Source organism: Sphingobium sp. TomMM35A (assembly GCF_054771735.1).
The window spans coordinates 476097-495997 of sequence record NZ_BSRC01000002.1 but is presented as its reverse complement, the minus strand read 5'-3'; the positions used below and the strand labels follow the sequence as shown (position 1 = coordinate 495997).

Sequence of the window (19901 nt, the reverse complement as noted above, 5' to 3'; positions counted from 1 at the left end):
CTGCCGCGAACAGGCCGCTGCGCCAATCCCCTCCCGCAATATTCACGCGAACTGTGACCTTACCGGCTATAATGTCAACTCTTGCGTAGCTGCAGCGCGATTTTAGCATGCAAGGGCGATGGTTTGGCGGTAGATCAGCAGCGGCCCGTCACCGGGATGCAGGCGCCGGTGACAGCGGCCGCGCCGTCCGACAGGAGGAAGGCGATGACGCTGGCGACCTGCGCTGGCGAGACCCAGCGGCTGAAGTCGGCGTCGCTCATGTCCGCGCGGTTGGCGGGCGTGTCGATGATCGACGGCTGCACGGCGTTGACGCGGACGCCATTGTCCTTTTCTTCCTCGGCGAGCGCTTCGGTGAGCTTTGCGATGCCCGCCTTGCTGGCGGCATAGGCGCCCATGCCCGCCCCCGCCTTGATCGCGGAGGCCGCGCCGATGCTGACGATCGCGCCGCCGCCTTCACGAAGCGAGGGGAGGGCGGCGCGCACAGCGTTGACGGCGGTGCGCAGGTTGATGTCGAACAGCGTCGACCAGGTCGCGACATCGCCATCGGCGACGGTTTCCCAGCGGAAGGTGCCCGCGACGTTGACGAGGGCTGAGAGGGGGCCGTTGGCGTCGATCGCCTGGTTGACGGCGGCCGCTGTTGCGTCAGCGTCCGCCAGGTCGACGCCGCCCAGATAAGTGCCCTGCGTCCCCGTGCCTGCGCTGTCGGCGCGGTCGATGCCGGTCACCTTGTAGCCTGCCTGGACCAGCGCCTGGGTGACGGCCTGGCCCAATATGCCAGCAGCGCCGGTTACGATCGCGTGCGTTTTCATCATGTCTTCTCCTGTCTCTGCGATCAGAGCGTCGATTCCTTTAACTGTCCCTCGCCGGACAGTGAGGGGGCCTCATCGGAGCGACCGACGCGGGTCAGGTCGTGGGGATAATGGACGGACGCCCGCCAGAAAAGCAGCCCGCCGAAAATCGTCAGCACCGAAAGCGAGAAGAGGCTGATGCGGAGGGATTCGGCACCGAACCGGTCAGCGAGCAAGTCGCTGACGATGCCGCCCAGGACGGGGCCGAAGGCGCTGCCGATGACGTTGATGATGACGACCAGCATCGCGGTCGCCTGGGCCCGTTGGTGCGGCAGGACGAGGCGGGCGGCTGCGCCGAAGGAAGGGCCCGCCCACATCGCGGCCATCATGCCGGTGAGGATGGAAAGCAGCGCGACGCCGGGGACGCGCAGGCCGCCGATCTGGACGGCGGCGCCGCCGGGCAGCGTGAACATGACGATGAAGAGCGGGAAGGCGAGCAGGAAGGCGATGGCCGGGACGCGCAGCTGCCATTCTTCGCCACGCACGCGCAGGCGGTCCACGATGACGCCGCTGAGCAAGCTGCCCGTGATGCCGCCGATCGCCGCGCCGATGCCAAGCCAGGAGCCTGCTTCGACAATGGTCATGCCATGGGACCGCATGAAGAAGGCGGGCTTCCAAATGGCGGCGGCATAGCCGAAAATGTTGAACGTCCCGACACCCAGGCCCAGCAGGCGCAGGGAAGGGATCGACCAGCAGCGCCGAATGGCCCGCCACAGGCTTTCGGACGGCTCATCGCTGGGCGTCTGCGCGGCCTTGCTGCGGCGCGGGCCGGTGAGCCAGAGCAGGAGCGCCAAGGGAAAGCCGGGGATGGCGAGCGCGAAAAAGGCCCAGCGCCAGCCCCACATCGCGGCGACGGCCGCGCCGCCGGTGAGGCCGAGCACGACGCCGATATAAGTGGAGGCGGAAAGAACGCCCATAGCGCTCGACCGGCGGCGTTCGTCATAGAGGCTGGCGAGGAGCGATTGCGCTGGCGGCAGGCCGCCCGCCTCGCCGATGCCGACCATCAGGCGGGCAATGCTCATTTGCAGCATGTTGCCAGCCGCACCGCATGCCGCCGTCGCCGCGCTCCAGAGCGTGGCCGACAGGGTGAGGACCCCGCGCCGCGACCATCGGTCGGCGAAACGGGCGAGCGGCATGCTGAACAACACATAGCTGGCGACGAAACCGGGCCCGCCGACGAGGCCAAGCAGCGAATCGGACGCGCCGAATTCCGTCTTGATCGCCGGGATGAGGACGGAGAAGACGTGGCGATCCGCGTAGCTAAGCGAATTGATCGCCAGCAGCAGCAGCAAGATATAGAGCGCATAGGCCGGGCGGGCCGGCCTTTCCTCCGTGGGCGCCATCATTCTCTCCTCACATTGCGGGCACCCGGTCCGCGCAGCTGAAACTTCATGGCCGGGTGCAATTATCCGAGGAGGCATGGCGCAGGCGCATCAAATTCGCAAGCGCTGAGGTGCGTTGATCCGCAAATGTGGAGCGGCGCCGGACGGGCGCACCCGGGCGGTCCGGTCCCGGCAAACCTCTCCTTTACCTCACCATTCCATCTCTGGCGGGACGATCAGGTCCTTCACGGCGTCAGGGGCATAGGTCCAGGGTTCCTCGAAGCCGACGGAGACCGAACTGTAGCCGAGGATCTGGCGCAGGACCTTGGACGAGCCCTTCATCACTTCAGGGTCGATCGTCATCGGGAAGTTGATCATGGGCTTCCACCAGGGCGGGCAATAGCCGACGATCACGCCAGCGCGCTCCAGGTCCGTCGATGTGTTCGCGCCCGTGCCGTGCAGCAGCAGGTCGGTGTAGATGAGCACGGACCCGGCTGGCGCTTCGGCAGGCACGGATTCATATTGGACCGCCCAGGATTGCGGTTCCGTATCGCGATGGCTGCCCGGGACCATGCGGGTCGCGCCATTGGCTTCGACGAAATCATCGAGGCACCAGATGAAGCGGGTCTGCGCGGCACCGGCGGACAAAGGCATCGCGCCGCTGCGGTCGCGGTGAATGCCCTGCTGCGCGCTGCCGGGACGGGTGACGTTGGCGCCATAGCTGTGCACCAGATATGATTCGTCCAGCGTCTGCGGCCCCAGCAGTTCGCGGGTGAGCTGAAGCGGCATTTCATGTTCCAGAATGTCGCGGAAGAAGCGTTCCCGGTTCATCAGATGGCAGCCCGACATGCGGCGGTTGAGATCGTCGTTGTCGGTGTAGAAACGGCGCACGCGCTCTTCATCGATCGCTTCTTCGCGGGCGATTTCGGCGGCGAGGAAGTCGCGCATCTCGCGCGCCTTGTCCCGGCTGACGACCTCTGCCGCGATCGCATAGCCCGCGCGGTCGAGATCGGCGCGGATCTGGTCCATGTCCTTGGTCGGTTGCGGCAGAGGACCGTCAAATTCCAGATGCTTTACGGGGCGGGTGTCCATCGCGCCCATATTGTGCGTGACTTGGCGTTTCGCGTTTCCGGTGGCCATGGCTTATCCTCTCTCTCCTATTCGTCCGTGTTCCGGATCGTCCTTATTTTATAATCCCGGCCTCACGCAATCAATTCAAACGACCGTTGTACTTTCCTGCTTGAGGGCGCGCACCGCCATGGTCCAGTGCCAGGCGGCCCACAGGAAGAACGCGGTAAGGCAGATCAGCGCATCGCGCAGCCCAAGCGCCGCGTCGCCCCCGCGCAGATAGGCGAAGGCGTCGCTGAGCACGCCTGCGGCAAGTGGTCCCATCGATACGCCGATCAGGTTCGCCGCCACGATATTCACGGCGCTCGCCCGCGCGCGCATCGACACCGGCGCGAGGCTTTGGATGAGGGCGATGGAGGGCGCGGTCCAGAAGGAGCCGACAATGTAGCTCGGGATCAGGATGAGGAGAACGCTCTGCCCATCCGCCATGCTGAGCGCGACAATGTCCAGCGGTATGGAGAGGAGCATGCCGACAATCGGCAGCCAGAGCGCCATGTGGAGGCCTGACTTGGCAAGGCGCGTCCCCTGCCAGCCGCCTGCCCATGTGCCGATCGCCCCGCATATGCCGGTCAGCAGGCCAAGGCCGATGCCGACATGCGCCAGGCTCATGCCATGGTTGCGGATGAGGAAGGAGGGCAGCCAGGTCGAAATGCCGGTCTGGGCGAAGGCCATGATCGCCGTACCGGCGACGATGTGGACGAAGGCCCGCCGCCGCGCCAGCACACGCAGGCTCTGGAAGAAAGTCAGCGACTCTGGCGTTTGTGCCGGTTGATCGGAGGGGTCTTCGGTTCCGCCACGGATCGGCTCACGGGCGATGAGGGGAAAGAGGATCGCGGTCAGGATGCCGGGGACACCCGCCAGCAGGAGAGCCGTGCGCCAGTCCGTCGCCTGCGCGACGATGCCGCCGATCGAAAGGCCCGCCATGACGCCGACCGGCACGCCAATGGCGAAGAGGCCTGCCGCAGCGGGGCGCTCGCGGGGCGGGTAGAGATCGGAGATGAGGGAGTGGGCGGCGGGGGCGAAGCCTGCTTCGGCAAGTCCCACGCCCATGCGCGCGGCGAAGAAGGCGCCGAAACTGCGGGTGAGGCCGCAGAGCGCCGTCATGACGCTCCAGCTGGCGGTGAACAGCGCAATCAGCCGCACGCGATTGACGCCACGGTCGATCAGCTGGGCGATGGGGATGCCCATCAAGGTGTAGAAGATGCCGAAGGCCCCGCCGGTCAGCAGGCCGAGTTCCCAGTCAGCGAGCTTGAAGTCGGCCTTTATGGGTTCCTGAAGGATGACGACGATCTGGCGATCGAGATAGTTGAGGCTGTAGATGAAGGCGAGCATCAGCAGCATTGCCGTGCGGCGTCGGCCCTGGAGCGGGGGTGATGCGGCGATAGCGTCCGGTCCAACCGCCGGGAGGGCATCTGACATGGTCAGCGGTGCCGGGTTCGTCATCAGCTTGTCTCCCAGGGAGCCGCCACATGCGCAACGGTTCAGGTCATGGGAGCCAAGATCATCGGATCGCGATCAGGATCAACGCGGGTGCGCAACTTTCCGCGCATATGGAAGCCCGCAGGTCAGGCGCGGGGCAGGCCGAGGTGATGCTGCGCGATGATGGTGCGGTGAACCTCGCTGGTGCCGCCATAGATGGTCTGCCCGATTGATTGGCGGTTGGATTCCTCGATCTTCGCCAAGGCAGGCGTTTTGTGGGTGAGCGTGCCGGGCGCGGCAAGGGCGGCGAGATCGGCAGCGTCAGCCATGTAGATTTCGGTGGTGAACATCTTGGCCATCGGGCCGATGGCGCGGGTCATCCGGCCTGCCTCTATCGCCCAGGTAACGCGGCGGCACATGAGGTCGGCGATTTCCAGATGGGTGCGCACGCGGGCAAGGCGGGCGCGGACGGCTGGCTTGTCGATCGGGCGCTTGCCCGCCGCGTCGCTGCTGCCTGCCCAATCGAGCGCGGCGCGCATGAGGCTGTGGTGATAGATGTGATAACCTTCGCCGCCATGTTCGATTTCCATGGCGGCGGCCATGACCTTGAGCCCGCCATTGACTTCCCCGAGCCGGTAGCGATCGGGCACGCGCACTTCGTCATAGAAGGTGATGTTGGTGCGTTCATCCTGGAGTGTGTCGACCGGCTGGATCGTGATGCCCGGCAGGCTCATGGGGAAGAAGAAGATGGTGATCCCCTTATGCTTGGGCGCGTCGGGATCGGTGCGGGCGAGCATCAATATATAGTCGGAGATATGGGCGCCGGTCGTGAACATCTTTTGCCCCGTGATGATCCAGTCATCGCCATCGCGCACGGCGCGGGTGCGGGCGGCGTACATGTCCGATCCTGATGCCGGTTCGGTAAAGCCAAGGCAGGCGAGGGCCGACCCGTCGGCGAGGCGCGGCAGCACTTCGGCCTTCAGTTCGGGCGAGCCGAACTTCATCGTCATGCGCGCGCCCATGTTGGTGCAGCCGATGGGGATGCGGGAGATGCCGAATTCCTCGAACACGCGGCCGAGCGCGGTGACTTCCATGGGGCTGCGGTCTTGCCCGCCCCATTCGCGCGGCCAATCGGGATAGGCGAGGCCAGCGGCGGCGAGCTGGCGGTGGAGGTCGGGCAGGTGGCCGTCGGTGGAGGTGGCGGCTGCGCTTTGCAGTTCGGGCGTCATTGCGGTTTCGAGGAAGGTGCGCACTTGCGCCGCGAAGGCTTCTTCGTTTGCGGTGAAGCCCATGTCCAGGCCGGGATCGCCTGCATCGGGCAGGGCCGTCGTTGTGCCTGCCCAGAGGCGATCGCCCGCGTCAACCAGCCGGTCCTCCGGGTCGCCTTCAGCCAAGGCCACGCGGTCTATCGCGAGGAAATAGAGGTGGATGTCATATTCGTCGGACAGGCCATAGCCGCCGAATGTGCGCAGCGCCCGGCGCACGGCGGCTCGGGCGGTGGTGGCGGTCCACCAGCTGGTCATGGCGGTAAGCGCGCCTGCTTGGGGCTGTTGCTGGGCGACGCCCCAAATGGTGCGCCATAGCAGCAGGCGGCCGCCCTCCATGTCGGTGATGGAGTCGGCGAGGGGGAAGGCGACGCCCTGAAATGCGCCGATGGGCTGGTCGAACTGCTTGCGTTCGGTGGCATAGGCCGCGGCCATCTCGATCGCGCGGGTGCCTGCGCCGACCAGCCAGGCTGAGCGGAGCAGGGTTCGTTCGGTGAGGGCGGCTTCGTATGACTGCCGTGCCGCATTGCCGCTGGCGATGATGCGCGCTTCGCCATTGGGCATGGCGGCGTGGATGGCGTCGGATTGCCAGCTGAGCTGGATGCAGCCGTCCTGCGCGTCGAAGCTGATGGGCGTAGAGGATGCCTGTTCGAGCAGCGCGGCGGCGGCTTCGCCCTCAAGCTGGCCCAGAAGCGCGCAGGCGGCGATGCCGTCCGCGATCGGGAGGGGGGCCGCGCCCCGGCCTGCCGCTTCGCAGATCAGCGCGGCTTCCATGAGGCCCATGCCAAGGCCGCTACGATCTTCGGGCGCGCGCATGGTGATGAAGCCCATCTCGGCGGCTTGGCTCCAGAGGTTGGCGTCGATGGCGCCTTTGGATGCGCGGGCGGCCTGCACCACTTCTTCGCGATCGAAGAAGCGCAGGGCTGCTTCCTGCATCATCGCCTGCTGTTCGCTAAGTTCGAGATTCATGCCGTTTTCACCTTGTTCGCGCCCTTCTGCTTGGCCATCCTGAAGCGCAAGATGTCAATTTGGCGGCGGCGCGCTTCCGGCAGTGCGGAAGGGCGCGGGTAACGGATGTCCGCAGCGCCGATCGCGCGCAACCAGCGGTCCAGGAGTAAGTCAGATGGTAGAATATATCCGTTACGCGGTCGAGGAACGGGTAGCGACGATCACGCTGGATCGCGCCGACCGGGCGAACGCGCAGAATGAACCTTTTTTGCAGCAGTTGAACGAAGCGTGGGAAAAGGCGGCGGCGGACGAGTCCGTGCGCGTCATCCTGCTGCGTGCGGAGGGCAAGCATTTTTCCGCCGGGCATGATGTGAGCGCGGAGGCCATTCGCGACGGGTCGTTCAACCGCATCCGCGAGACGATCCCAGAGCGCGGGCTGCTGGGCATCCATGAATGGGAAGCCAAACATTATCTCGGCTATTCCAAACGCTGGCGGGATATTCCCAAGCCTTCGATCGCGGCGGTGCAGGGCGCCTGCATCGCGGGCGGGCTGCTCCTTGCATGGCCGTGCGATCTGATCATCGCGGCTGACGATGCGCGCTTTTCCGATCCGGTGGTGCTGATGGGCATCGGCGGGGTCGAATATCATGGGCATACGTGGGAGCTGGGGCCGCGCAAGGCGAAGGAGATGCTGTTCACCGCCAAGCCGATCGACGCGCAGGAGGCGGAACGGCGGGGCATGGTGAACCGGGTCGTGCCGCGCGCGGAGCTGGATGCCGAGGCGCTGGCGCTGGCGCGCGAAATTGCGCAGATGCACCCCCATGCGCTTGCCATGGCGAAGCGGGCGGTGAACCAGACGCTCGACATCATGGGGCAGAGCGCGGCGCTGCAAAGCTGTTTCGATATCCACCAGCTGGGCCATGCGTCGGCCTATGGCCAGACCGGCGAGTTCATCGTGGCGGGCATGGACAAGGTGAAGTCGCACTCATGAGCATCCTGACGCAGGTTGATGGGGGCATCGCCACGCTGACGCTGAACCGGCCCGACCGGCTGAACGCGGTGACGGAGGCGATGCTGGACGAGATTGCGTTGACGCTGCGTGGCTGGTCGGTCGATCCGGCGGTGCGTTGCGTGGTGCTGGCGGGGGCGGGGCGCGGTTTCTGCGCGGGCTATGATCTGTCGGGTGATGGCAAGGCGGCGCGGGACGAGCCGATGCGGGCCGATGAGGCTGCGGCGCGGATGAGCATTCATGCCGAGATTCCGCTGTTGCTGCACCGCATGCCCAAGCCGACGATTGCCTGTTTGCGTGGGCCGGTGGCGGGGAGCGGGCTGGTCATGGCGGCGGCGTGCGACCTGCGGATCGCTTCGCGCACGGTGAAGTTCAAGCTCGCCTTTGCCAGCGCCGGGCGGTGCGGCGATCCGGGGGGCAGCTATCTGCTGACCCGGCTGCTCGGCGCGGCGCGGGCGCGGGAGATGTTTCTGCTCGACGAGCCGATGCTGGGGGACGAAGCGCTGGCGAGTCGATTGGTCAATCGGCTGGTTGAGGACGATGCGCTGGAGGGTGAGTGTGCCGCCCTGGCGGCGAAGCTCGCCAGCGGGCCGACGGCGGCTTTTGCGGCGATGAAGCGCAACCTCAACGCGGCGGGAGTGATCGCGCTGGAGGAAAGCATGGCGCAGGAGGCGGCTGCGAATGCGCAGATCAGCCTGTTGTCGCATGATGCGAATGAAGCGGCGCTGGCGTTCATGGAGCGACGCCCGCCCAATTTCCTGGGCTACTGAGGACCTGCGAAAAGCATCCGTTCCGGTATTGCGGAAATGGCGCGGGTTCGGCTTACCTCGCGCCAAAGTTTCGATATTGCAAAAAATGAGACGGGCGCACTCGGACGCGTCCGAAAAGAATGGGACGGGATGAATGGCCACGGCGGCAAAGGCGATCGACAATGATAGCATCCAGCGCGCGGTTGAACTGGCGGACCTCAATGCTCTGCGGATCGCGCTCTATCAGAATAGCGGGGATGAGGAGATTGGCGCTCTGCCCGCTGCTGCGCAGATGAGCGACGGGCAGAAGGCGCTGCTGAAGGAGCGCGCAGTCGAATGGTTGGCGGACAATGCCGGTCCGGTGGATCTGCCAGAGCCGCCCGAGGACGAACTGCGCCGCCTTATGACGATGCTGTCGGGCGAGATGACGGATGTCGAGTTCGAGGCGCGGCGTGATCTTCCGGCCTTCCGTGCCGTTCCCTGCGCCGTCGAATGGGAAGGCGAGAAGCCGGAGATTCCCGAGGATTTCCGCATCGTTATCATCGGCAGCGGCCCGGCGGGGATTGCGGCGGGGGTGCAATGTGAGTTGCTGGGCCTGCCCTATCTGTTGCTCGATCGTCAGCCGGAGGCGGGGGGCACGTGGACGATCAACCGCTATCCCGATGTGCGGGTCGATACGCCGTCGATCACCTATGAATATAGCTTCGAAAAACTCTATCCCTGGGGCGAGCATTTTAACCGGGGCGAGGATGTGCGCACCTACCTCCAGCATGTCTCGCGCAAATATGGGGTGATGGTGAACAGCCGGTTCGGCCATGATGTGAAGGGTGCGGTGTTTGACGAAGGGCGCAACGTCTGGAAGCTGGACGTCGAAACGCCCGGCGGACGTCAGGAGATCGTCGCCAATGTGGTGATCACCGCTTGCGGCACCTTCGCCAATGCGCAGCTGCCCGACATCGAGGGCGTGCATGATTTCGGCGGGCAGATCATCCATCCGTCCGCCTGGCCAGAGGGGCTGGACCTTAGCGGCAAACGGGTCGCCATTATCGGCAATGGGTCGACCGGCGTGCAATTGTTGAGCGCGGTAGCGCAAAAGGCGGGGCATGTCAGTGTCGTGCAGCGCACCCCCCAATGGATCAGCCCGCGCGAAAAATATGGCGCGCCGATCGAGCCGGAACTGGCGTGGCTCAACGAGAATATGCCCGGCTACTGGAACTGGTCCCGCTATACCGCGACGATGCCGCTGTTCGACATCGATCGGTTACAGCGCGTCGATCGCGAATGGCAGGCTCAGGGGGGCAAGGTCAGCAAGGCCAATGACGACCTGCGCGCCTTCCTGGCCAACTATATCCGGCAGGAAACTGGTGGACGCGAAGACCTGATCGAAAAGCTGATACCCGATTATGCGCCCATGTCGCGCCGCCCGGTGGTGGACAATGGATGGTATCGCGCGCTGACCCGCGACAATGTGGAGTTGCTGACCGGATCGGTGGCGCGCTTCACGAAGAGCGGCTTTGTGATGGCGGACGGGACGGAGCGGGACTTAGAGGTCGTGATTGCCGCGACCGGTTTCGACGTGCTCAAATATCTGTGGCCCGCGCGGTACAAGGGGCTGGAGGGCAAGGACCTGCACGACACCTGGGACGCAGGCGATGGGCCGCGTGCCTATCTGTCGATGATGGTGCCGCAATTCCCGAACCTGTTCATGCTGTACGGCCCCAATTCGCAGCCGCTGACGGGAGGCACCGGCCTGCCGCAATGGTGGCTGATCTGGGCGAGCTATGCAGCCCAATGCGTCATGCGCATGCTGAAGGAAGACAAGCGGCGCGTCGATGTGAAGCCCGAGGCGTTCGAGCGCTATAATCGCGAACTGGATGCCGAGGCGCAGAACTGGCTTCAGATGACGCCCGAAGGCGGTATCGAGAAGAATTATTATGTGAACCGGGAGCATCGCAGGCTTCAGGTCAACGCGCCTTGGCTCAGCCCCGATTACCACCGCATGTGCACGGTGGTGAACTGGGACGATCTGGAATTGAGTTGAAGGAACGGCGATGCCCCGCCCGGCCCTGGCTGCGTCACGCGCCATCGACATATTGAACTTCATGGCGGCAGCGCCCTTGCGCGGCTATTCGCTGACGGAGCTGGCGCGGCAGCTGGACCTCAATCCCGCATCTTGCCACGCGCTGCTGGGCGCGATGACGCGGGACGGCTATCTGGTCCGCGCGCAGCGGGGGAAGGATTATCGTCTAGGCCCGGCGTTGATCGCGATCGGTCATGCGGCGCTACAATGCCATCCGGTGGTGGCGGCTGCGCGGAACCAGATCGCGCTTTTGTCGGCTGAGCTGGACCTGGACAGCCTGCTCACCGCGCGGCTGGATGACCGGCTGATCGCGCTTGCGTCGGAAGGGCCGGGGCGTATGCCCGGCCTGGCGGTGGGGCAGCGGGTGCCGCTGATCCCGCCATTGGGCACGCCCTTCCTCGCCTGGGCGGGTGAGCGGGAGGTGGATAGCTGGCTCGCCAAGGCGGCGGGGGCGATCGATGCCGACCGGCTGCGCCAGTCGCTCGCGATGGTGCGGCAGCGCGGCTATGCCGTCACGCAACGCAGCCCCGAGCAGGCGGCGACGGGGCTCGCCGTTCTTGGCATGGCGGAGGAACCGCTGGCCGGAGACTGGCAGACGCGCGTCGCTGAACGGATCGGGCAGATGGGCGAGGATTATCTGATGATCGAGGCGCAACCCGACCGGCTGCATCCGGTGATGATGATCTCCGCCCCAGTGTTCGGCGCGGACGGCGCGGTGCTTTGTACATTGTCGCTTTTTGGTTTCGACCGGCCGCTGCCGCTGAGCCGGATCGCTGCGCTGGGCGACGCAGTCGCGCGGCACTGCCGGGCGGCGAGCGGGATGCCGTGTGATCCGGACAAGCAGATGAATGAAGTTGGGAGAGGCTGAACATGCGGGCGCTGATCTACGAAGGGCCGGGCAAGATCCGTTTTGTCGAGGATGTCGAAGTGCGTGAGCCGGGCGCGGGCGAAGTGCTGGTGCGCATCGCGGCGAGCGGCATTTGCCATTCGGACATTTCGGTCATCAACGGCACCATCGATTGGCCTGCGCCTGCGGTGCTGGGCCATGAAGGCGCGGGCGTCGTCGAGAAGCTGGGGCCGGGCGTCACCGAACTGGCGGTGGGCGATCATGTGGCGCTGCATACGCTGGCCAATTGCGGGCGTTGCGGCCCGTGCGAGAGCGGCAGGCCGACCCATTGCCGCCAATCCTATGGCAACCGCGCCCAGCCGTTCAGCCGTAACGGAGAGCCGGTGTCGAGCTTTGCGGCGACATCGACCTTTGTCGAGAAGACGGTGGTGAAGGCCAATCAGGCGGTGAAAATCGATCCGACGGTGCCGCTCGACATTGCCTGCGTGGTGGGATGCGGCGTGCTGACGGGGGTTGGATCGGTCGTCAACCGGGCGCGGGTGAAACCAGGCGAGACGGCGGCGGTGTTCGGCATCGGCGGCATTGGGCTCAACGTGCTGCAGGGCTTGCGGCTTTCGGGCGCGAGCCGGATCATCGCGATCGATTTGCTGCCCACGCGCGAGGCGAAGGCGCGGGAGTTTGGGGCGACCGACTTCATCGATGCTTCGCAGGGCGATGTGCCGCAGCGGATCAAGGACATCGTGTCCGGCGGCAATCCCGATCATGGCAGCGGCGTCGATTGGGCGTTCGAGTGCGTCGGCAATACGCGCGTGCTGAACGATGCCATGGCGAGCCTTGGCTGGGGCGGCAATTGCGTGATCGTCGGGACGACCGCGATGGGCACGATGGCGGAGGTTTCGCTGACGCCGCTCTCCTTTGTTGATCGCGGCGTCATGGGTGCGCGCTATGGGGCGTCGCGGCCGCATCAGGATATCCCGTCCTATATCGCGCAATATCGGCAGGGTAAGCTGCTGCTGGATGAGCTGGTGACGCAGCGTTACGATCTTGCCGACTTCGAACGGGCCTTCCATGACCTGGAGGAGGGCAAGCTGGCGCGCGGGGTGTTCGTGCTGTGACCGCGGCCGGTGCCTGGAACCTGCCGCGGCTGCGAGAGGGCTATGCCGCCGATGACGCGCTGATCGAGCGGCGGGCGCGGGCGGCTGGTCCTGCTGATGCTGTGGAGCGGGCGGGCGAGGCGGTGATTGGTGGCGTGCGTTGTTTGGTCATCGAGCCGCGTGGGTGTGATGCGCGGGGGGAGATGATCTATCTGCATGGTGGGGGGTATCGGCTGGGGTCGCCGCTTGCCTATGTGGATTATGCGCAAAGGATCGCGGATGAGGCGGGGTGGCGGATCATCCTGCCCTTTTACCCGCTGGCTCCCGAGCAGCCCTTTCCGGCGGCGTTGCACGCTGTTGTCGCGGTTTATCGGGGGCTGGAGGACAGGCAGTCGGTGGTGGTCGCGGGCGACTCTGCCGGTGGCGGGCTAGCGGCGGCGCTCTGCATTATGGCGGCGCGTGCTGGTGAGAGGCCTGCGGGTGCCGTGCTGGTGTCGCCGATGCTGGATTTGACGGCGCGCGGTGAGAGCCTTGACCGTAATGCGGCGCGTGACCCGATGTTTTCCAAGGCGGCCGTGTTGGATAGCGCGCAGCTATATTTGCAGGGGCATGATCCGCGCGATCCGCTGGTTTCGGCGCTGGAGGCTGACCCGGCGGACTTTCCGCCGACATTGGTGCTGACGGGCGGCGCGGAGGTGTTGCTGGATGAGGCGGTTGCCTTTGCCACTCGGCTGGCGCTGGGGGATCGGCGGGTCACTTTGCATGTTGCGCCCGGCATGGGGCATGTCTGGCCCTTGCTGGCGCCCGAAACTGGCGAAGCGCGGGATGCGGTCGCGGCGATTGCGGGCTTTGTGAAAGCGCTGGAACCGGCTCGATCCGGGGTTTCCATGTAGCCGGAAAGCCGGTCCGCTCAATTGACCGGAAGCGGGCCGGTGCAGGACAAGTGTAGCATCAAATTATCATAGCTGACCGAAAGACATTCTGATGACGACGCCCAGCCTTCCCTTTCCCGTCTATGACGCGGATAATCATTTTTACGAGCCGGAGGATGCGCTGTTCCGGCATCTGCCCAAGAAGTGGCACAAGGATTTCCGCTTCGTGGAAGTGGATGGCCGCAAGCGTCTGGCGATCAAGGGGCAGATTTCGGATTATATCCCCAATCCCACCTTCGAACGGGTCGCGGCGCCGGGGACGCATGTCAAATATTACAAGGCCGAGAATCCTGAAGGCCTGACCATGCGGCAGATGACGGGAAAGCCGATCGCTCCGCCTGAATCCTGGCGCACGGGCAAGGAACGGCTGGCGGTGCTGGACGGGCATAATGTGCACGCGGCGCTCATGTTCCCCACCCTCTTTTCGGTCATCGAAAAGTGGATGAGCTATGACCATGAGTTCCTGCACGATGCCCTGCATGCGCTCAATCAGTGGACGAGCGAGGAGTGGGGCTTTGCGCGGGAGGATCGTCTGTTCGGCGTTCCGGTGGTATCGCTGGCCGACATGGACCGGGCGTTGGCGGAGACGGACTGGCTGATCAAGCAAGGCGCGCGGACGATCTGCATCCGGCCGTCTCCCGTGCCGGGCTATCGCGGCGGGCGGTCGATGGGCCTCAAGGATTTCGATCCATTCTGGGCGCGGATCGAGGAGGCGAAGATCTTCGTGTCAATCCATGCGTCCAATTCCGATTATGATCATCTGATCGAAATGTGGACCGGCGGGGCGGAGTGGCTCCCGTTTGAATCCGATCCGTTCGTCAATTGCCTGAGGATCATCGAGCGGGCGATTTCCGACACGATCGCGGCGATCATCTGCGGCCGCGTGTTCGATCGCTTCCCGGGAGTGCGGATCGTCAGTGTCGAGAATGGCGCGAAGTGGGTCATTCCGCTGATCGAGCAGTTAAAGCATGTTTATGGGCAGATGCCGCAGAAATTCATGAATGATCCCGTTGAACAATTTCATCGGAATATTTTCGTGACACCCTTTGTCGAGGATGATTTCGGGCAGTTGAAAGAGCATATGCAAGTCAATCGCATATTGTTCGGCAGCGACTATCCGCACCCTGAGGGGACTGAACACCCACTCGACTTCCTTCATGAGTTGACGAACTATTCCATGGCCGAGAAGGAAATGGTGATGTCGTCGAACCTCAAGGGCCTGCTGGAAGGCGTGCGCAATTAAGGAAGGCGGCCAGTTAGGACTACCATCAGTGAGCCAGGACGTTATCGAGCAGCTTCGCGCCAATCTGCGCGACCATCAGGACGATCGCGGCATTGAGTTCGAGGGCCGCTGGGTGAGCTGGGGCGAGGTGGCGCACTATGGTGATGCCGTGGTCGCGCTGCTCGACGCCGCCGGTTGCCCGCCATCGGCGAAGGTCGGCATCATCATCCGCAACCGCCTCGCCCATGCGGCGGCTGTAGTGGGGCTGCTGGCGCACAGGCGGTCGGTCAGCTTCGTCTATCCCTTCCTCCCCGCGACCGCGATTTCGGACAATGTCGAGAATCTGGGAGCCGCCGCGATCCTGGCGGACCAGCAGGATTGGCCGAATTTCGCGCAAGCAGCGGGACAGGCGGGCTGCGCAGGGGTAGCCTTTGGCGGGATCGACGACGCCCCAAGACTGGTCGATGGGCTGGAAAAGTGCAGGCGATCCTCGTTCGACAATGCCCTGCCCGATGGCGGGATAGAGGTGCTGTCGAGCGGGACTACGGGGACGCCCAAGCGCATTCCGATGCCGCTGAAGCTGCTGGAGCGGGCGGTGATGAGCGCGCCGGGCGCGGAGTCCGGCAGCGCGCCGCCGGTGCAGATCAATATCTGGCCGCTGGGCGGTGTGGGCGGCGTGTGCCTGCTGACCGGCGCTGCCGTCAACAACACGCCGCTGGTGCTGATGGAGCGCTTCACGGTCGATGGGCTGGTGGATGCGCTGCGCCGCCACAGGCCGGACACGCTGGGCCTCAATCCCACGGCGATCGCGATGATCATGGACGCCAATGTGTCGCCAGAAGACATGGCGAGCGTGAAGAGCGTGTCTGGCGGATCAGCCTATCTGGACCCCGACCTTCAGGAGCGGTTCGAGACGCGCTATGATCTGCCGATCCTTTGGGGAATGGGGGCGACCGAATTTTGCGGCACTATCGTCCGCTGGACGCCGCAGATGCGGGCGGAGCGCGGGGACAGCAAGCGTGGCAGCACGGGCCTTCCCATGCCGGGCGTGGAGATACGCGCCATCGATCCCGAAAGCGGCGCGGAAGTGCCGCGCGGGGCGGAAGGGCTGCTGGAGGTGCATTGCCCATCGGTGCGGCCTGACTGGGTTCGGACCACCGACCTGGTGATGATCGATGAGGACGGATATGTCTTTCATCGCGGGCGGCATGATGGGGCGATCGTGCGGGGCGGCTTCAAGATATTGCCCGAGCGTGTGGTCGACGTGCTGCGGCAGCATCCGGCGGTGGTCGATGCTTCGGTCGTGGGAATACCCGACGCGCGATTGGGCGCAGTGCCGGTTGCGGCGGTCGAATTGAGCCAGAGCGCCGAGGTGGTGGATGAGCAGACGCTGCTGGCGCATGTGCGGGCCGAATTGCCGCCGACGCATGTGCCGGTGGAGATCCGGATCGTCGATGCGCTGCCCCGCACGCCATCGCTGAAGGTCAGCCTGACCGAGATCAAGAAGATGTTCCTGGCCGACGCCGCATAAGCGGGCGCGCATAACGAAGAGGATGGGGAGGATGACCGTGTCATTGCTGGGCCTTGAAGGAAAGAAGGCGCTGATCGTCGGTGGCGGGCGCGGCATGGGCGAGGCCAGCGCGCTGCTGCTGGCGGAGGCCGGATGCGACATCGCCGTGCTGGACAGCGTGATGGAACGCGCCGAGCAAGTCGCCAGCGAAGTACGCGCGATAGGGCGGGCGGGCATTCCGATCGAGGCCGATATATTGGACGAGGCATCAGTCAAGAAAGCGGTGGCGGATGCGGAAGGCGCGCTGGGCGGGCTTGATATATTGGTGACGATCGTGGGGCAGGCGCTGTTCAAACCGCTGCTCGACGTGACGTTGGAAGAATGGGATTATGACCAATCCCGGAACCTGCGCTATTTCTTCGTGACGGCGCGAGCGGTGGCCCAATCGATGATTGCGCGCGGGGTGGGCGGATCGCTGATCTGCATCGGGTCGGTGGATGGAGCGGTCGGATCGCCGATGCATGCGCCCTATGGCGCGGCGAAGGCGGGCCTCATGCATCTGGTGAAGTCGATGGCGACGGAATGGGGGCGGCATGGTATTCGCGCCAATGCCGTGGCTCCGGGCAGCATCACGACGCCGCGCCTGCCCGAAACGGCGGAATCGCGCGCTCTGATGGAGTCGAGCGTGCTGCCGATCGGACGTCCGGGCACGACGCGGGACGTGGCGGGGGCCGTGCTGTTCCTGGCGTCGGGATTGTCGGAATATGTGACCGGTCACAGCCTGTTCGTGGATGGCGGATGGATGGCCGCGAACCATTTCGACCCGAGGGTCATGGCGACCAAGAAGAGCAACGAATAGGAATGACGTTCACTCCGCAAGGAAGCGCCTGATCGCAGACAGGCATGTGCCGAAGGCGTCATGCTGGGGCCAGTGGCCGCTTTCGGGCAGGCGCAGTTCTCGCACGCCGGGGATATGGGTGAGCAAATCGGCGGGCAAGCTGGAAGGCCAGCTGCGTTCGCCATAGAGGAGAAGGGTGGGGCAGGCGATGTTGCGCCACAAGGCCCTGACATCCTCCATCGGAATGTCGGGAAATGCCCAGACGGCGAGATAGGGATCATGCTTCCATTGCCATCCAGCCTTGCCAGCCCGCCGCAAGCCATGGCGCGTCATGTGCCGCGCCTGCGCGGAGGTGAGGTAGGCATGGCGTCCCCGCATCCGTTCGACCGCTTCGTCCACCGACGCGAAGATGCGTGGGGCGGTGCGGGAGGCGGCGCGGCGCTCCCCGAGCCAGTTGCGGGCGGTTTGGTCGATGCTTTGGCTGGAGCGATGCGTCTCGATCGCGAGCGGTGCGCCGACGGCCTCGATCGCGACGATCCGGCTGATCCTGTCGGGATAGGTTCCGGCAAAGCGCAAGGCGATGTGCGCGCCGAGGGAATGGCCGATCAGGAAGGCCGGGCGCTGGGGACCCAGCGCCAGATGCTCCGCCAGCGCGTCGAGATCGGCCAGATAGGCCGCGAAGTCGTAGCGCCCGTCCTGCGCCCAGCCGCTGTTGCCATGGCCGCGAAGATCGGGGGCAATGATGTGATAGTCGGGCAGCAGGGCATCCGCCAGCGCGTCCCAACTGCGGCCATGATCACGGCTGCCATGCATGAGGATGGCGAGCGGCGCGCCCTCCTGCGCCCATTCGGTATAGCTGAGCGGCATGCGGCCGTTGAGGAAGCGTCGCCTGACGGGCTTTGTCTTGATAGGGGAGCGGCGTTGTCTGTCATGCATGCTGGCAGTTTAGAGATGAGCGACGATGCACTAGCGACCGGCAATGGCGGCTTTCCATATTCGCGTAACCGCGCGGGTCGTAGCGGATTCCGGACGCTTGAATCCCTGTTGCGCTCAGAATATGGTAGTCTTCACCAAAATTCCGGTGACCGGCAGAACCGGCGCCCGCAAGGACGATGTAGGAGGCGGGATGAGCGCTAACTCACAGACGGAAGGCAGGTCTGGCGGCCGGGGTAGCGTCAAGTCGTGCCTGCGCACCCTGGAAGTGCTGGAATATTTCATGAAGTCGGGCGAGCCTGCGCGCACGATCGAGATCAGCGAAGCATTGGGCATTCCCAATTCGAGCGCGGACGAGATTTTGCGGACGCTCGCGAGCACGGGTTATCTGAGCTATAGCCAGGCGACGAAGCTTTATGCGCCGTCCTACAAGATCATCGCCAATGCCACAGCGATCGAGCAGAGCTTTTTTGGAAGCGGCCGGATCAATGAGGTGATGGAGGATATGCGGCGCGAGACCGGCGGGTCGGTCTTCGTCACGCAGCAGAATGATTGCTGGTCTGAAAGCGTCGCGGAGATGTCCGGCGGCTGGGCGGCGAAGCCGGACGTCGAGCCTTATTATCCCACCGAGATGATCTGCTTTCAGCGTAACAGTTGGCGGCCGGGCACCAATTTCGCTGCCGCGATGCTGGCGCAGCAATCCAATGTCGACATCATCCAGCTGGCGACCCGGACGCAAAAGCTGGGCCTGGGTCCGAAGGGGCCGACGCTGATGAAGCATCTGGTGGACCGGATTTCAACGACGCGGGCGCGCGGGTTCGCCCTGTGCCGCCGGAGCGCGTCCATTCCTGTGGACTCGATCGCCGTGCCGCTGCGGGTGCCGCATGGCGTCGCCTCCTACGCGATCGGCGTGGTCGGCGATCCGCTGTTCGTGAACGACAATGATGTGCGGCAGATGCTGTCGGGCATGCAGTCGGTCATCTACCGCTATAATGATCGCATCCGCCGCAAGACGACCGTCAGCGTTCAGTAGCTATTCGGCGGGGTGAGTGCCTGCGCTATGTCAGCGGCGCTGGTGATGCGTGCCACCATGCGGAGTTGATCCCGCACGATGATGTCGTGGGTGGCGGGATCGGCCGCCGCGATGCAATCTTCCGCGACGATCGCGTGATAGCCAAGGTCGGTCGCTGCCAGGGTGCAGCCTGCGACGGCGACATTGGTGGATACGCCCGTAATGACGACCGTCCCGATGTGCAGGCGGCGCAACAGGGCGTCCAGGGCGGTGCCATGGAAGCCGATGAGGCCGGAGCTACGCTCTATGATGAAATCTTCAGTGGCAGGGGCGAGTTGGGGCATGATCTCCGCCGCTGGACTGCCGGTCACGAGCGAGCCGCCCTTGCGCGCCATTGCCGCAAGCATGCTGTTGCGCTGGACGTCCGCAAAGTCGGGGCGATGGGCGATTGTGAGGTGGAAAACCGGGAGGCGGGCGGCGCGGAAGCGGGCGGCGAGATCGGCGATGCGGGCGATGATGCCGCGTTCATTGACTTGGGCGATGAGGCCGGGGAAGCCGCCCATGCCGGGTTCGACGATGCCGCGCTGACATTCGCTGATGATCAGGGCCGGGCGGCCGTGAAGTGAAACGGGCAAAGTCTTGGCTCCTGAACAAATTCCGATGGTCAAGGAGCGCCGCGCGCGCGGCTTCGGCAACAGCGGAGCGGGCCGCTCCACAGATACGGAAAGGCGGGGTTGGCGGTTGG

17 protein-coding genes are annotated in these 19901 nt (G+C 64.9%); 10 read left to right on the top strand and 7 right to left on the bottom strand.

Translation table 11 applies throughout. The annotated features are described in order from the left end of the window. Positions 1-134: 134 nt before the first annotated feature. From ACYU8T_RS15360 to ACYU8T_RS15340, 5 genes are all read right to left on the bottom strand, one after another. Positions 135-809, bottom strand: coding sequence for an SDR family NAD(P)-dependent oxidoreductase (locus ACYU8T_RS15360; protein WP_461160400.1), 675 nt, complete (start codon positions 807-809; stop codon positions 135-137). Between the two features lie 23 nt (positions 810-832). After that, complete coding sequence (locus tag ACYU8T_RS15355) at positions 833-2191, bottom strand: spinster family MFS transporter (protein ID WP_461160148.1); 1359 nt, start codon at positions 2189-2191, stop codon at positions 833-835. A gap of 189 nt (positions 2192-2380) precedes the next feature. Continuing rightward, positions 2381-3310: a phytanoyl-CoA dioxygenase family protein gene (locus ACYU8T_RS15350; protein WP_097093232.1), complete on the bottom strand. Its 930-nt coding sequence runs from the start codon at positions 3308-3310 to the stop codon at positions 2381-2383. A gap of 75 nt (positions 3311-3385) precedes the next feature. Further along, positions 3386-4741, bottom strand: coding sequence for a spinster family MFS transporter (locus ACYU8T_RS15345; protein ID WP_461160147.1), 1356 nt, complete (start codon positions 4739-4741; stop codon positions 3386-3388). A gap of 122 nt (positions 4742-4863) precedes the next feature. After that, positions 4864-6951: an acyl-CoA dehydrogenase family protein gene (locus ACYU8T_RS15340; RefSeq protein ID WP_461160146.1), complete on the bottom strand. Its 2088-nt coding sequence runs from the start codon at positions 6949-6951 to the stop codon at positions 4864-4866. 154 nt (positions 6952-7105) lie between these two features. On the opposite strand from ACYU8T_RS15340, the gene ACYU8T_RS15335 reads away from it, so the two are divergent. From ACYU8T_RS15335 to ACYU8T_RS15295, 9 genes are all read left to right on the top strand, one after another. After that, positions 7106-7921: an enoyl-CoA hydratase gene (locus ACYU8T_RS15335; RefSeq protein WP_461160145.1), complete on the top strand. Its 816-nt coding sequence runs from the start codon at positions 7106-7108 to the stop codon at positions 7919-7921. Next, positions 7918-8709: an enoyl-CoA hydratase-related protein gene (locus ACYU8T_RS15330; RefSeq protein WP_461160144.1), complete on the top strand. Its 792-nt coding sequence runs from the start codon at positions 7918-7920 to the stop codon at positions 8707-8709. The genes ACYU8T_RS15335 and ACYU8T_RS15330 overlap by 4 nt, the downstream gene beginning before the upstream one ends. Positions 8710-8842: 133 nt before the next feature. Next, complete coding sequence (locus tag ACYU8T_RS15325; protein WP_461160143.1) at positions 8843-10729, top strand: flavin-containing monooxygenase; 1887 nt, start codon at positions 8843-8845, stop codon at positions 10727-10729. Positions 10730-10739: 10 nt separating this feature from the next. Continuing rightward, positions 10740-11636, top strand: coding sequence for an IclR family transcriptional regulator (locus tag ACYU8T_RS15320; RefSeq protein WP_461160142.1), 897 nt, complete (start codon positions 10740-10742; stop codon positions 11634-11636). Between the two features lie 2 nt (positions 11637-11638). Next, a complete protein-coding gene (locus ACYU8T_RS15315; RefSeq protein WP_461160141.1) occupies positions 11639-12730 on the top strand; it encodes a Zn-dependent alcohol dehydrogenase in 1092 nt (363 codons plus the stop codon). Then, a complete protein-coding gene (locus ACYU8T_RS15310) occupies positions 12727-13602 on the top strand; it encodes an alpha/beta hydrolase (RefSeq protein ID WP_461160140.1) in 876 nt (291 codons plus the stop codon). The genes ACYU8T_RS15315 and ACYU8T_RS15310 overlap by 4 nt, the downstream gene beginning before the upstream one ends. A gap of 91 nt (positions 13603-13693) precedes the next feature. Further along, positions 13694-14884: an amidohydrolase family protein gene (locus ACYU8T_RS15305; RefSeq protein WP_461160139.1), complete on the top strand. Its 1191-nt coding sequence runs from the start codon at positions 13694-13696 to the stop codon at positions 14882-14884. 28 nt (positions 14885-14912) lie between these two features. Next, complete coding sequence (locus ACYU8T_RS15300; protein WP_461160138.1) at positions 14913-16394, top strand: class I adenylate-forming enzyme family protein; 1482 nt, start codon at positions 14913-14915, stop codon at positions 16392-16394. Between the two features lie 31 nt (positions 16395-16425). Then, complete coding sequence (locus ACYU8T_RS15295) at positions 16426-17232, top strand: SDR family NAD(P)-dependent oxidoreductase (protein ID WP_247232737.1); 807 nt, start codon at positions 16426-16428, stop codon at positions 17230-17232. 9 nt (positions 17233-17241) lie between these two features. On the opposite strand, the gene ACYU8T_RS15290 is transcribed toward ACYU8T_RS15295, so the two are convergent. Next, complete coding sequence (locus tag ACYU8T_RS15290; RefSeq protein WP_461160137.1) at positions 17242-18147, bottom strand: alpha/beta fold hydrolase; 906 nt, start codon at positions 18145-18147, stop codon at positions 17242-17244. 190 nt (positions 18148-18337) lie between these two features. Between ACYU8T_RS15290 and ACYU8T_RS15285 the strand changes: the two genes are divergently transcribed. After that, positions 18338-19177 carry a helix-turn-helix domain-containing protein gene (locus ACYU8T_RS15285; protein WP_176502296.1) on the top strand — a complete coding sequence of 280 codons (840 nt, stop codon included), beginning with the start codon at positions 18338-18340 and terminating at the stop codon, positions 19175-19177. Here the strand turns inward: ACYU8T_RS15285 and ACYU8T_RS15280 are convergent. Then, a complete protein-coding gene (locus ACYU8T_RS15280; RefSeq protein ID WP_461160136.1) occupies positions 19171-19791 on the bottom strand; it encodes a cysteine hydrolase family protein in 621 nt (206 codons plus the stop codon). The two genes, ACYU8T_RS15285 and ACYU8T_RS15280, sit on opposite strands and share 7 nt — an antisense overlap. Positions 19792-19901: the final 110 nt, after the last annotated feature.